The organism is Actinacidiphila sp. bgisy145 (genome assembly GCF_057708125.1).
In genome coordinates this window covers 87,162-100,058 of sequence record NZ_JBYIRL010000009.1, presented here as the reverse complement: position 1 = coordinate 100,058, position 12,897 = coordinate 87,162, and the positions used below count along the sequence as shown (strand labels likewise).

At 74.9% G+C, this 12,897-nt stretch carries 12 protein-coding genes and 5 tRNA genes; 7 read left to right on the top strand and 10 right to left on the bottom strand.

Translation table 11 applies throughout. The features are described from left to right. Nucleotides 1-79: 79 nt before the first annotated feature. Together cobA and AC3ERT_RS10535 are read left to right on the top strand one after the other, a co-directional pair. Nucleotides 80-1,408, top strand: coding sequence for a uroporphyrinogen-III C-methyltransferase (cobA, locus tag AC3ERT_RS10540; protein ID WP_435173738.1), 1,329 nt, complete (start codon nucleotides 80-82; stop codon nucleotides 1,406-1,408). Next, complete coding sequence (locus AC3ERT_RS10535) at nucleotides 1,401-2,216, top strand: TrmH family RNA methyltransferase (protein ID WP_435173736.1); 816 nt, start codon at nucleotides 1,401-1,403, stop codon at nucleotides 2,214-2,216. Before cobA ends, AC3ERT_RS10535 begins: the two co-directional genes overlap by 8 nt. A 38-nt stretch (nucleotides 2,217-2,254) precedes the next feature. Here the strand turns inward: AC3ERT_RS10535 and AC3ERT_RS10530 are convergent, their stop codons facing one another. Then, nucleotides 2,255-2,626, bottom strand: coding sequence for a MerR family transcriptional regulator (locus AC3ERT_RS10530; protein WP_435128235.1), 372 nt, complete (start codon nucleotides 2,624-2,626; stop codon nucleotides 2,255-2,257). A gap of 60 nt (nucleotides 2,627-2,686) precedes the next feature. On the opposite strand from AC3ERT_RS10530, the gene AC3ERT_RS10525 reads away from it, so the two are divergent. Further along, on the top strand, nucleotides 2,687-3,394 hold the full coding sequence (locus AC3ERT_RS10525) for an SDR family oxidoreductase (RefSeq protein WP_435128233.1): 708 nt from the start codon (nucleotides 2,687-2,689) through the stop codon (nucleotides 3,392-3,394). Between the two features lie 55 nt (nucleotides 3,395-3,449). On the opposite strand, the gene AC3ERT_RS10520 is transcribed toward AC3ERT_RS10525, so the two are convergent. The 3 genes from AC3ERT_RS10520 to AC3ERT_RS10510 form a co-directional block, all read right to left on the bottom strand. Then, entirely contained in the window at nucleotides 3,450-4,703 is a 1,254-nt protein-coding gene (locus AC3ERT_RS10520; protein ID WP_435173734.1) for an acyl-CoA dehydrogenase family protein, read from the bottom strand. Next, nucleotides 4,682-5,899 carry an acyl-CoA dehydrogenase family protein gene (locus AC3ERT_RS10515; protein WP_335975620.1) on the bottom strand — a complete coding sequence of 406 codons (1,218 nt, stop codon included), beginning with the start codon at nucleotides 5,897-5,899 and terminating at the stop codon, nucleotides 4,682-4,684. The genes AC3ERT_RS10520 and AC3ERT_RS10515 overlap by 22 nt, the downstream gene beginning before the upstream one ends. Nucleotides 5,900-6,237: 338 nt before the next feature. Next, nucleotides 6,238-7,455, bottom strand: a complete 1,218-nt coding sequence (locus AC3ERT_RS10510; RefSeq protein WP_435173732.1) for a serine/threonine-protein kinase — start codon at nucleotides 7,453-7,455, stop codon at nucleotides 6,238-6,240. Nucleotides 7,456-7,725: 270 nt separating this feature from the next. Between AC3ERT_RS10510 and AC3ERT_RS10505 the strand changes: the two genes are divergently transcribed. Further along, nucleotides 7,726-7,974, top strand: coding sequence for a hypothetical protein (locus tag AC3ERT_RS10505; protein WP_335975628.1), 249 nt, complete (start codon nucleotides 7,726-7,728; stop codon nucleotides 7,972-7,974). Between the two features lie 780 nt (nucleotides 7,975-8,754). Here the strand turns inward: AC3ERT_RS10505 and AC3ERT_RS10500 are convergent. The 5 genes from AC3ERT_RS10500 to AC3ERT_RS10480 form a co-directional block, all read right to left on the bottom strand. Beyond that, nucleotides 8,755-8,826: transfer RNA gene (locus AC3ERT_RS10500), tRNA-Val, on the bottom strand. Between the two features lie 20 nt (nucleotides 8,827-8,846). Then, nucleotides 8,847-8,918: transfer RNA gene (locus AC3ERT_RS10495), tRNA-Val, on the bottom strand. Between the two features lie 42 nt (nucleotides 8,919-8,960). Next, nucleotides 8,961-9,032 (bottom strand) — tRNA-Val (locus AC3ERT_RS10490). A 1-nt stretch (nucleotide 9,033) separates the two neighbouring features. Beyond that, nucleotides 9,034-9,107: transfer RNA gene (locus tag AC3ERT_RS10485), tRNA-Cys, on the bottom strand. A gap of 32 nt (nucleotides 9,108-9,139) precedes the next feature. Further along, a tRNA-Gly gene (locus tag AC3ERT_RS10480) sits at nucleotides 9,140-9,212 on the bottom strand. A 223-nt stretch (nucleotides 9,213-9,435) separates the two neighbouring features. On the opposite strand from AC3ERT_RS10480, the gene AC3ERT_RS10475 reads away from it, so the two are divergent. The 3 genes from AC3ERT_RS10475 to AC3ERT_RS10465 all read left to right on the top strand — a co-directional run bounded on the left by AC3ERT_RS10475 (nucleotide 9,436) and on the right by AC3ERT_RS10465 (nucleotide 12,333). Beyond that, entirely contained in the window at nucleotides 9,436-10,575 is a 1,140-nt protein-coding gene (locus AC3ERT_RS10475; protein ID WP_435128225.1) for a chorismate-binding protein, read from the top strand. 82 nt (nucleotides 10,576-10,657) lie between these two features. Beyond that, the gene (locus tag AC3ERT_RS10470) at nucleotides 10,658-11,479 is read left to right on the top strand and encodes an aminotransferase class IV (RefSeq protein WP_435128223.1); all 822 of its coding nucleotides are present in this window, start codon (nucleotides 10,658-10,660) and stop codon (nucleotides 11,477-11,479) included. Between the two features lie 17 nt (nucleotides 11,480-11,496). Further along, nucleotides 11,497-12,333 (top strand): GNAT family N-acetyltransferase, encoded by an 837-nt coding sequence (locus AC3ERT_RS10465; RefSeq protein ID WP_435173731.1) that lies wholly within the window; start codon nucleotides 11,497-11,499, stop codon nucleotides 12,331-12,333. A 50-nt stretch (nucleotides 12,334-12,383) separates the two neighbouring features. Here AC3ERT_RS10465 and AC3ERT_RS10460 read toward each other — a convergent pair whose 3' ends face one another. Next, nucleotides 12,384-12,884: a DsbA family protein gene (locus AC3ERT_RS10460; protein WP_435173730.1), complete on the bottom strand. Its 501-nt coding sequence runs from the start codon at nucleotides 12,882-12,884 to the stop codon at nucleotides 12,384-12,386. Nucleotides 12,885-12,897 lie beyond the last annotated feature (13 nt).

Here is a 12,897-nt window from a genome sequence, read left to right as displayed (position 1 = left end):
ACCGGGCGGCGCTGTGCCGTACGACCGCCGCGGCGCCGCGCCGTAGAGTTATGAACCCCTGCACGATCAAGGAGCCCTCATGCCGCACGACGACGCCCCCGCGTACCCCGTAGGGTTGCGGCTCGCCGGGAGGCGGGTCGTGGTGATCGGGGGCGGCCAGGTGGCCCAGCGGCGGCTGCCCGCCCTGGTCTCGGCGGGCGCCGACATCCTGCTGGTCTCGCCGTCGGCGACCCCCTCGGTCGAGGCGATGGCGACGGCCGGCGAACTGCGCTGGGAGCGCCGCACCTACCGTGCGGGCGACCTCGCGGACGCCTGGTACGTCCTGGTGGCGAGCACCGACCCGGCCGCAAACGCCGCGGCGAGCGCCGAGGCGGAGGAGCGCCGCGTGTGGTGCGTACGCAGCGACGACGCGGACGCGGCGACCGCGTGGACCCCGGCGACCGGCCGCAGTTCGGGCGTCACCGTCGCGGTGCTGACCGGGCACGACCCGCGTCGCTCGGCGGCGGTGCGGGACGCGGTCGTCGCCGGGCTGCGCGACGGCACGCTGGGGGCGCCGCACCACCGCGCCCGCACCGGCGGGGTCGCGCTGGTCGGCGGCGGCCCGGGCGACCCGGACCTGATCACGGTCCGCGGACGGCGGCTGCTGGCCGAGGCGGACGTGGTGGTCGCCGACCGGCTCGGCCCGCGCGACCTGCTCGACGAACTCGGGCCGCACGTCGAGGTGATCGACGCGGCGAAGATCCCGTACGGCCGGGCGATGGCGCAGGAGGCGATCAACGCGGCGCTGGTCGAGCACGCGAAGGCGGGCAAGGCCGTGGTGCGGCTCAAGGGCGGCGACCCGTACGTCTTCGGGCGCGGCATGGAGGAGGCCGAGGCGCTGGCCCGGGAGGGCATCCCGGTGACGGTGGTGCCCGGCATCTCCAGCGCGATCAGCGTGCCCGCCGCCGCGGGGGTCCCGGTCACGCACCGGGGGGTCGCGCACGAGTTCACCGTGGTCAGCGGGCATGTCGCGCCGGAGGACCCGCGGTCGCTGGTGGACTGGGCGGCGCTGGCCAAGCTGCGCGGCACGCTGGTGCTGCTGATGGCGGTGGAGCGGATCGCGTCCATCGCGGCGGCGCTGGTCGCCGAGGGACGGCCCGCGGACACCCCGGTCGCCGTGATCCAGGAGGGTACGACCGCGGCGCAGCGCCGGGTGGACGCGACGCTCGGGGACGTCGGGCAGCGGGTCGTGGCGGCCGGGGTGCGGCCGCCGGCGGTGATCGTGATCGGCGAGGTGGTGGCCGTGGGCGGGGCGGTCGCGGACGCGGCGCGGGCGGCGGGTACGTACGGGCCCGGGGGCGAGGGGTCCCCCGCGCCCAGCGCGTCGGGTTCCTCCGGTTCCGATACGGGCGGCGGGGCGCGTGGCTGAACCGGTCCCCGTCGCGGACCCGGCCGACCCGCGGCTGACCGACTACACCTCCCTCACCGACGTCGAGCTGCGGCGCCGCCGCGAACCGGCCGAGGGCCTGTTCATCGCCGAGGGCGAGAAGGTGATCCGGCGCGCCCTGGCCGCCGGTTACCCGATGCGCTCGATGCTGCTGTCGGCGAAGTGGCTCGGTCCGATGCGCGACGTGATCGCCGCGGCCACCGCGCCGGTGTACGAGGTCACGCCGCAGCTCGCCGAGCAGGTCACCGGTTACCACGTGCACCGCGGTGCGCTCGCCTCGATGGCCCGCACCCCGCTGCGGACCGTGGACGAGCTGCTGGCCGGGCTCGGGCCGGGGCCGCGCCGTGTCGCCGTATTCGAGGACACCGTCGACCACGCCAACCTCGGGGCCGCCTTCCGCTCCGCCGCCGCGCTCGGGGTGGACGCGGTCCTGCTCAGCCCGCGCTGCGCCGACCCGTTCTACCGGCGGGCGGTCAAGGTCTCCATGGGCGCCGTCTTCTCCGTGCCGTGGACCCGGCTGGACAACTGGCCGTACGACCTCGAACTCCTGCGCGCGCACGGCTTCACGCTCGCCGCGCTCTGCCTGGCCGACGACGCCGTCCCGCTCGACGACCTCGCCGCCCGCCGCCCCGCCCGGCTCGCCCTCCTGCTCGGCACCGAAGGGGACGGGCTCACCCCCGCGGCTCTGCGGGCCGCCGACACCCGCGTCACCATCCCCATGGCCGCGGGCGTCGACTCCCTCAACGTCGCCGCCGCCTCAGCCGTCGCCTTCTACGCCACCCGCCCCTGACCCCCTCACCCCCCGCTCAGCGCAGCCGGCCGGCGGGGCTAGGCCGCTGAGCAGGTGGCCGGGGTGTCCTCGTAGGCGGCGGAGAGGCGGATCAGCTCGTCGAGTTGATCGTGGGACCTGGTCAGGGCGTCGATCTGGGACCTGATGCGGGCGCGCTCGTCCATGAGCCGGCGCGTCATCTGCGGGGTCGCGACGAGCGTGTCCAGGAACGGAAGGATCTGCCGGATCGCCTTGCTGGCCAGGCCGGCGGCGTAGAGGAGCTGGATGAACTTCACCCGCGCGACGGCGGACTCGGGGTACTGCCGGTGGCCGCTGGGGCTGCGGTCGGCGACGACCAGCCCCTGCTCTTCGTAGTACCTCAGCGCGCGGACGCTGACTCCCGCGCGTTCGGCCACCTTTCCGATCCGCATGGCACCTCCGTCGCTCCGGACTTGATCCTCACGTTGACGTGAGGTTCTAGCGTACGCCGTATGAACATCAACGGAGCCACCGCGCTCGTCACCGGAGCCAACCGCGGCATCGGCCGCCACCTCGCCGCCCAACTCCTCGAGCGAGGCGCGAAAGTCTACGCGACCGCCCGTCGTCCCGAGTCCGTCGACCTCGACGGCGTCGAGGTCCTCGCCCTGGACATCTCCGACCCGGACGCCGTCACCGCCGCAGCCCGAGCGGCGGGCGACGTGAACCTGCTCGTCAACAACGCCGGCACCGGAGGCGGCGCCCTGCTCGGCGACCTGGAGGCGGTCCGTGCCGCCCTGGACGTCAACTTCTGGGGCACGCTGTCGATGGCCCGCGCCTTCGCACCGGTCCTCGCGGCGAACGGCGGGGGCGCGATGGTGAACATGGCTTCCTCGGCGTCATGGTTCGTCTTCCCCGGCAGCAGCGCCTACGCGGTCTCGAAGGCAGCGGTCTGGAGCATGACCCGGGCGCTGCGCCAGGAGTTGGCCGGTCAGGGCACGCTCGTCACCTCGGTACATCTCGGGGCGGCCGACACCGACATGATGAAGGGCTACGACGTGCCCAAGATGGACCCGGCCGATGTCGCCCGCATCACCCTCGACGGCGTCGAGGCCGGCGCCGTCGAGGTGGTGGTCGACGAGTTCACCGAATTGGTCAAGGCGTCATTGAGCCGCGACCCGAGGGAGTTCGACGAGCAGCTGCACCAACTGCTGAACCCCTGACCGCGGTCCGGGACGCCACCCGGCCGCGACCGTCATTCCGCAGGTCGGCAAAGGCTCACTGCGGAGGCGGCGGGGGCAGGTGGAGGAGGGGCGCCAGGGCGGCGCGGTGGCGGCCTGGAGTGCCCAGAGCGATCTCGTCGGCCTTGGCGCGCTTGAGGCGGAGGTGGAGGGGATGCTCCCAGGTCATCCCGATGCCGCCGTGGAGCTGGACCGCTTCCTCGGCGGCGTGGACGGCGACACGGGCCGCGTAGGACTGGGCGACCGCGACGGCCACGGGGGCGTCGGGCGAGCCGGTCGCGAGGGCGTCGGCGGCCGCGCGGGCGGCGGCCCGTACGGAGACGACCTCCAGCCACAGGTCGGCCAGCCGGTGCTTGAGGGACTGGAAGGAACCGACCACCCGGCCGAACTGGTGCCGCTGCCCGAGGTGGTGAACCGTTTCGTCAAGGCACCACTGCGCCAGGCCCAGTTGCTCGGAGGCGAGCAGGCCCGCGCCGGCCAGCAGCGCCGCCTCCAGCGCGGCGGCAGGATCGGCGGCGGGCAGCGGGCGGGCCGCGGCACCGTCGAAGGAGACGTCGGCCAGCGGCCGGGTCAGGTCGAGCGAGGTGAAGGGCGCGACCGAGGCGTCCGCGGCGGCCACCTCGTACAGCCCGGGGCCGTCCGGGCCCACCGCGGGGACCACCAGGACGTCCGCGCCGGGGGTGTCCGCGACGCTGGTCACCCGCCCGGTCAGGCGCCCCTCGGCGTCGGCCCGTACGGTGGCGGGGAAGCCGCCGCCGGGCGCCGCGGCCAGCGGCACGGCCAGGGTGGCGCGCACCTCGCCCGCGGCGAGCCGCCGCAGCAGCGCCGCGACCGTACCGCCCGCCGCACCGCCGGCCACGCCCGCCGCACCGCCGGCCACGCCCGCCGCACCGCCGGCCACGCCCGCCGCACCGCCGGCCGCCTCGTCGCACGCCAGCAGCGCCGAGGTGGCCAGCACCGCACTGCCCAGGAACGGCACCGGCGCCACCGCCGCGCCCAACTCCTCCAGGACGACGGCCACTTCACGCGCACCCGCCCCCTGCCCGCCCAGAGCCTCGGGCACCAGCAGCCCGGCGAGCCCCAGTTCGGCCGCGAGCAGCCGCCACAGCTCGGGGTCGTACGGCTGCGGACTCTCCACCCGGGCGAGCACCGCCTCGGGCGGGCAGCGGTCGGCGAGCAGCGCGCGGACGGTGCCGCGCAGGTCGTCCTCGATGTCGGAGTAGAGCAGGTCGGGCGAGCCGGCGGGCGCGGGGCGGGCGGGGGCGGCGGTCATCGGGGCAGGTCCTTCCATGCGACGTCCTTGTCGGTCCGCGGTTCCGAGGGCAGCCGCAGCACCCGTTCGGCGATGATGTTGCGCAGGATCTCCGAGGTGCCGCCCTCGATCGAGTTGCCCTTCGCCCGCAGATAGCGGTAGCCGGCGTCGCGGCCGTAGAAGTCGACGCTCTTCGGGCGGACCATCGTCCAGTCCGAGTAGCGCAGCCCGTCCTCGCCCAGCAGCTCCACCTCCAGCCCGCTGATCTGCTGGTTCAGCCGCGCGAAGGCCAGCTTCAGGCCCGCGCCCTCCGGCCCGGGGGAGCCCGCCGCGAGCTGCTGCCGGACGCGCTCCGCGGACAGCCGCGCCACCTCCGCGTCCACCCACGCGGACAGCAGCCGGTCGTGCAGCTCGGACGTACGCAGCTCCGGCCGCTCCCGCCACGCCGCCGCGGGCCCGGCGATCATGCCCGCCTCGCGGGGCAGCACCGTGCCGCCGATGGCCACCCGCTCGTTCGCCAGCGTGGCCTGCGCGACCCGCCAGCCGTCGCCGACCTCGCCGAGCCGGTGGGCGTCGGGTATGCGCACCCCGGTCAGGAAGACTTCGTTGAACTCGGCCTCGCCGGTGATCTGGCGCAGCGGCCTGACCTCGACACCGGGGTCGGTCATGTCGCACAGGAAGTACGTGATGCCCTGGTGCTTGGGCGCTTCGGGGTCGGTACGGGCGATGAGGATCGCCCAGCGCGCGTTGTGGGCGCTGGAGGTCCACACCTTCTGGCCGTCCACGATCCAGTCGCCGCCGTCCGGTTCCCGGACCGCCCGGGTGCCGAGCCCCGCGAGGTCCGAACCGGCGCCGGGCTCCGAGAACAGCTGGCACCACACCTCCTCGCCGGTCCACAGCGGCCGCAGGAAGCGCTGTTTCTGCTCCTCGGTGCCGTAGCGGAGGATGGTCGGCGCGGCCATGCCCAGGCCGATGCCTATGCGGCGCGGGTCGTTGGAGGGCGCCCCGGCGGCCGCGAGTTCGGCGTCGACCACGGCTTGCAGCGACCGCGGGGCGCCCAGCCCGCCCAGGCCCGGCGGGAAGTGCACCCACGCCAGCCCCGCGTCGAACCGCGCCCGCAGGAACTCCCCGGGCGGTACGGCCTCCGGCGGGTGCGCGGCCAGCAGCGCCGCCACCTTGGCGCGCAGCGCCGCGGCGTCCACGGTGCCGTCCCCTGCCTCCTTGCCCTGACCCATCGCGCAGCCGCCCTTCCGTCACCACCACTCTAAGCAAGCGCTTGGAAAGCTACCCGACCCGGGCGCCGCTGCCTACCCCCATGGGTAGCGGTGAGCGCATACGGCGAAGGGCCGCGGCCGGCCGGAGCCCCGCCCCGGCGCATCGCCCGGGCCCGCGCGGGCACCGCGCGGCGCGGCAGGGCGCCCACCAGCACAGGGGCCCGGATGCCGTTGCGCCGGGGAAGCGGGGGAGGCTGGGGAAGCCGGGGGAGCCGGGGAAGCGGGGGACCCAAGGACCGGGGGAACCCGGGGACCGCGAAGGAGCCCCGGGACCAGGGAGACCCGCGGGGTCGGGGGAGCTACACCGCCTGGAGGACCGCGATGCAGGCCGCGGCGATGAGGGTGACGATGACGAAGACGAACACCCGCTGGCGCAGCAGCCGCCGACGGGAGTCGGGCGCGCCGGGACGGCGCGGCGCGGGCGTGCGGTTCGCCGGAGTACGGCCGGTGGGGGTGCGGCCCGCGGGGGTCCGCCCGGCGGGCGTGCGGCCCGCGGGAGTGCGCGGCGCGGGCCGGGCCGCGGGAGTACCGGGGGCCGGGAAGCCGCCGGACGGCCGCGCCGCGGGAGTCCGCGCCCCGGAGGGGCGGCCCGCGGGCGCCACCGCGGCACCGCGCTCGGTCCGCTGCTGCGCGTACTCCTCGGCCCGCCGCCCGGTGGGCCGCTCCGGCCGGGGCGGCCGCACCGCGGACAGCCCCCGCGCCTCGCGCGTCGCGATCTCCGCCAGCCGCTCCGACAACTGCACGGTGCTCGGCCGCTCCTCGGGGTCCTTCGCCAGGCACGCGTGGACCAGCGGCGCCAGCGCGTCGGGCACCCCGACGAGGTCGGGCTCCTCGTGCACCACCCGGTAGAGCATCACCTCGGAACTGCCCTGCCCGAACGGCGAGTCCGCGGTCGCCGCGTACGCCAGCGTCGCCCCGAAGGCGAACACGTCCGTGGCCGGGGTGACCGCCGCACCGCGCACCTGCTCGGGCGCGAGGAACCCGGGCGAGCCGACCGCCGTCCCCACGTGGGTCAGCGTGCTCGCCCCGGTCGCCCACGCGATCCCGAAGTCGATGATGCGCGGCCCCTTGGGCGACAGCAGGATGTTCGACGGCTTGAGGTCGCGGTGCACCACCCCGGCCTCGTGCACGGCCACCAGCCCCTCCGCCAGCGCCGCCCCGATCGAGGCGACCTCGGCGGCCGGCAGGATGCCCGCCTCGGCGACCTTGTCGTGCAGCGACGGCCCGGGCACGTACTGCGTCGCGAACCAGGGCCGCTCGGCCTCCAGGTCCGCGGCGACCAGCCGCGCGGTGCACCCGCCCCTGATCCGCCGGGCTGCCGACACCTCGCGGGCGAACCGGGACCGGAACTCCTGGTCCTCCGCCAGCTCGGGCCGGATCACCTTGAGTGCCACCCGCTGCCCGCGCTTGTCCGCGCCCAGGTACACCACGCCCATGCCGCCCGCGCCGAGCCGCCGATGCAGCCGGAACGAGCCGACGACCCGCGGGTCCTCGCGCCGTAGCCGCATCATCGCCATGTGTGTGTCCCCTACCTCCGGCGGTGGTGGCCAGGCCCCCGCTCCGCTTCGCTGGCCGGTCGGCCGTCCACAGCTTACGTACTCAAGTCCCCGTGTGCGGTGATGCCTCGCAGGCGACGGGCCGTGAATTGTCAGTGCCCGGTGGCATTCTGAAGATGCGGGAGATGACGGAAGCGGCAGGCCGGGGCCGGGAGCGGCGGCCTCGGGCACCGCCTTGCGCCCCTTCCCGTGCAGTCGCCAACGGGCAGTCCACCAAGGGGGAGTGACGCCGTGAAGGGTGATCGTGTGGAGATAGTCGTCGACGCGGGAGACAGCACCCGCACGTATGAGGTGAGCGCGACCCGCGCCGGCCGCCGGGTCGAGACGGCGGTGCGGCGCGGTGTGGTCGAGGTGAGCGAGGTCACCCGCAGCGGTACGCCGGTGCGGACCGCCCGTTTCATGGCCACCCGGGTGCTCGCGCTCGTCGAGCACCCCGTCCCCAGGGAGGACCCGGCCCCGGCACCCGCCCCGGCCCCGTGAGCCCGTCCCGTGGGCCCGGCTGTCCGCGGCCCGCGGGCCCGACCGCGCCCGGACGGCCTCCGGGACACCCCTGAGAGCCGCGGAGACGGTGTCCACCCAGGGGAGTAGGCAGCCGTCGGGACGTCATCCTGCGGGAGGCCGGAAAGCTGTCCGGAGGCATGACGACCCGGCCCGGCCCGGACCGTAGATTAGGAGTCGAGCGGCGGGCGGGTACTCGTCCCCCGAGGTCAAGCGCCCGCCGCTCCACGAAGTGCACACGGATTTCGGTCACCGCCGCACCCGCGGCGGGATCGCACAGACGTCGTCCGTGATCGGCCTGTTGGGGCGTCACACCACGCTTCAGGCCCGGAAGAGCGGTCCGGGTCGGGACTCACCGGTCAACCCCGTGGGGACGGGGGTAGGACGGACGGCAGCGGTTGCCCGGGTATCAGCCGATACCCGGGCACAGCGCTGTTTCCGCGTACGGACGCCCACGCGGCCGGGCCATGCGGGGCGGGTTCGGCGCTTCCGCGCCTTCCGACGAACCCGCCCCGACCGGTACTCGGCTCGGCAGCAAACGTGAGGGCCGGTAACCCTGTGGGAACACCGGCCCTCATGTCGTGATGACGAGATTTTCGGCACCTTATTCGAGGAGTGCACGCCAACCCGGCTGTCACATCGGCTCGTTCAGGACCGGGGGAGCGGGGCGGCGCCCCGACGGCGGTTTCCGCGCGCCTGTTGCCGTCATCTCGGCCGTGGGCCAGTAAAGGTGACCGCAGCCGCGGCCACGCGGTAATAGGGTGGACGATACTGGGATTGAACCAGTGACCTCTTCCGTGTCAGGGAAGCGCTCTCCCGCTGAGCTAATCGTCCGGGATGGTGCCGGCGGTGCGTGCGCGATACTGGGATTGAACCAGTGACCTCTTCCGTGTCAGGGAAGCGCTCTCCCGCTGAGCTAATCGCGCGGGGGGTGGAACGGTGGAGCAGCGGCCCCGGTCGGGGGCCAGTGGACGATACTGGGATTGAACCAGTGACCTCTTCCGTGTCAGGGAAGCGCTCTCCCGCTGAGCTAATCGTCCTTGGAGGTGGAGACGGGATTTGAACCCGTGTAGACGGCTTTGCAGGCCGTTGCCTCGCCTCTCGGCCACTCCACCACAGCGGGGGTTCGGGATGATCCCCCACATCGAGCGGACGACGAGATTCGAACTCGCGACCCTCACCTTGGCAAGGTGATGCTCTACCAACTGAGCCACGTCCGCAGGTGCCGCCACCGTGGACTGCTCGGCGACGAGTTGAACTCTAGCGGATTCCCGGTCCAGCTCAAAAACCGGTTTCCGCAGCGTGCCGGGGCAATGACAAGCTGTCGACGGCGAAGCGGCCGGTCGCGGGAGCCCCGCGGCCGCCTCCGCGGAGCGCCCCGCAGGCCGCTCACCTGCGCGGTCCGGCCCGTCCCCGGCACTCCGCCCGACCCCCGGGAATCCCGTGCACGCCTCCTGCGAACCGCCCCCCATCGCCCGCTTCGGCCCGCTGCTGGCCACCGACCTGCGCGATGTCACCGACGACGTGGCCGCGCTGGACTCGTCCGGCTTCTGGGCCGTCGCCGCGGACTTCGACGGCCGTACGGTCTGCGCCCGCTTCGGCGACGTCCGGCACGCCCCCCGGCCCGCGCCGCCGCCCGCCGCCACCCCCGCCGACGTCGCCGCGCGCACCGGCTGGCGCGGCCCCGACCCGCGGAGCTGGACCTCCTCCATGGACCGGGCCGGATACGAACAGGGCGTCCGCGAGATCCGGGCCAGGATCGCCACCGGCGAGGTCTACCAGGTCAACCTCTGCCGCGTGCTGACCGCGCCGCTCCCCGCGCCGTACGGCGACATCGACGCGCTCGGCGCGGTCCTCGCCCACGGCAACCCGGCACCGTACGCGGGCGTCATCCGGCTGCCCGCCCACGGCGTGGAGATCGCCACCGCGTCCCCCGAGCTCTTCCTGCGCCGCCGGGGCGACACGGTGGAGTCCGGCCCGATCAAGGGCACCGCCCGCACCGCCGCGGACTTCCTCGCCAAGGACCACGCGGAGAACGTGATGATCGTGGACCTGGTGCGCAACGACCTCGGCCGGATCTGCGCCCCCGGCACCGTCACCGTGCCCGCCCTGTGCGCGGTCGAGCCGCACCCCGGCCTGGTGCACCTGGTCTCCACCGTCCGCGGCCGGCTGCGGCCCGGCGCGGGCTGGCCGGAGCTCTTCGGCGCCGCCTTCCCGCCCGGCTCGGTCAGCGGCGCGCCCAAGTCGAGCGCGCTGCGGATCATCGCCGAGCTGGAGACCGCCCCGCGCGGCCCGTACTGCGGCGGGATCGGCTGGGTGGACGCCGACCGGCGCACCGCCGAACTCGCCGTCGGCATCCGCACGTTCTGGATCGACCGGGACGTGCCGGGCGGGCCCGTGCTGCGGTTCGGCGCGGGCGCGGGCATCACCTGGGGCTCCGACCCGGGCGGCGAGTGGGCCGAGACCGCATTGAAGGCCGAGCGGCTGCTGGCGGTAGCGTCGGAGGTGTACCCCGCGGCGCGCGAGGCACCGGCGCAGCCCAGCGGCGGCATACACGGGACAAGCGGCACCCGCGGGGTATGAAGGGCACGGCGGGCCCTTCAGCGGCCTTCGAGGACGCGGCGCCCGGCCCGGGCGCGGCACACGGCGGTGAAAGGACAGTGCGGTGAGGATCTGGGTGGACGGCGGGCTGCGGGACGCGGCCGACGCCACGGTGTCGGTGTTCGACCACGGACTTACGGTCGGCGACGGCGTCTTCGAGACGCTCAAGGCCGAGCACGGCCGGGCCTTCGCGACCACCCGCCACCTGCACCGGCTGGCCCGGTCCGCCGCCGGCCTCGGCCTGCCCGAGCCCGACCTCGACGAGGTCGCCCGCGCCTGCGCGGCGGTGCTGGAGGCCAACCCGATGCCGATGGGCCGGCTGCGCATCACCTACACCGGCGGCCTGTCCCCGCTCGGCTCCGACCGCGGCGACGCCGGCCCCACCCTCGTGGTCGCGCTCGGCCCGGCCACCGCCCGCCCCGACACCACCGCCGTGGTCACCGTGCCCTGGACCCGCAACGAGAAGGGCGCGCTGACCGGCCTGAAGACCACCTCCTACGGCGAGAACGTGGTCGCGCTGGCCCGCGCGCACGCCGCCGGGGCCTCCGAGGCGCTCTTCGCCAACACCCAGGGGCAGTTGTGCGAGGGCACCGGCTCCAACGTCTTCGTCGCGGTCGGCGGGCGGCTGCTCACCCCGCCGCTGGCCTCCGGCTGCCTGGCCGGCATCACCCGCGCGCTCGTGGTGGAGTGGGCCGGCGCCGAGGAGGCCGAACTGCCGCTGAGCGTCCTCGCGGAGGCCGACGAGGTCTTCCTGACCTCCAGCCTGCGCGACATCCAGGCCGTGCACCGCGTCGACGACCGGACACTGCCCGGCGCCCCCGGGCCGGTCACCGCCAAGGCGATGCGCGTCTTCGCCGAACGCGCCGCCGCCCACCCCAATCCTTGATCCTCAGGAGCACCGCGGTGACCACCACCCTGCGCCCGGCGGACCCGGTCCGCACCGGGGCCGACGGCTCGCGCTCCGCCACCTACACCGTCTGCGTCAACAGCCGCCCGGTCGGCGCCGTCCTGGTCGGCACCGACCGGCGCTACGGCCCGACGGTCGGCCGGATCGACGCGCTGCGGATCGACGAGCCGGACCGCCACCGCGGGCGCGGCACCGTGGCCGCGCTCGCCGCCGAGGAGGTGCTGCGGCAGTGGGGCTGCACCCGCGTGGAGACCACGGTCGGCGCGGACATGGCGTACGCCCTGCGGATGGCCGCGTCCCTCGGCTACACCGAGCGCAACCGCACCATGCTGCTCACGCTGCCCCAACCGCCCGCCCAGGACAGCCCGGTGCTGCCGCCGGACACCTCGCTGCGCCTGATGCGCGAAGACGAGTACGCCGCCTGGCGCGCCCGCGAACGCGACGGCTACATCGCCGTCCTCACCGGCACCGGGGTGCCGCACGACCAGGCCGAGCGGGAGGAGGCGGCCGGCTTCGACAGCGCCTTCCCCGAGGGACTGGACTCGCCCGGCGCCCTGGTGCTGGTCCTCGAACGGGACGGCGCGCCCGCCGGCCACCTGGCCTGGATACGCCTCGCCGACCCGTCCTGGGTCAGCTCCGTGGAGGTCGCCCCTGAGCACCGCGGACGCGGCTTGGGCCGTGCCCTGATGCGCGTGGCGGAGGGCCTGACCCGAGAGGGCGGCGCCACCACCCTCGGGCTCAACGTCTTCACCGCGAACACCCCCGCGCGCCGGCTCTACGAGTCGCTCGGCTACCGCACCACCAACCACCACTTCAGCAAACCGCTGCTGTAGCCGGGCGCTTCCGCGGCAACTCCTCCCGCCGCGGCTGCGGCCGTCGCGGTTCAGCCGAGCAGGCGGTCCGCGATCTGCTCGATCCGCTCGCGCAGCCCCTCCTGCGACCTGGAGCCGTCCAGGAGTTCGCCGCCGATCTCGTACGTCGGGGTACCGGTGACGCCGATCGCCTTGCCCTCTGCCACGTCGGCGTCCACCACCAGCAGGTGCCGGCCGTCGATCAGCGCGGTCTCCACCTCCTCGGCGTCCAGGCCGAGTTCGCCGGCCGCCTCCACGAGCACCGGCTCACCGCGGTCGGCCAGCTCCGCCACCCGCCCGAGCACCGCCTCCGCGTACAGCCAGCCGCTGCCCTGCGCGAACGCCTCCTCGTACGCCTGCGCGGCCGCCTGCGCGTGCTGGTGCTTGGCCAGCGGGAAGTGCCGGAAGCGGATGTCGAGCGCGGCGCCGTACCGCTCGCGCAGCGCCCGCAGGTCGGCCAGGGCGCTGTGGCAGTCCGGGCACTGCAACTCGCACCAGACGTCGAGCACGGCGGGGGAGGGGGTGTCGGTCATACGACAAGTCTCC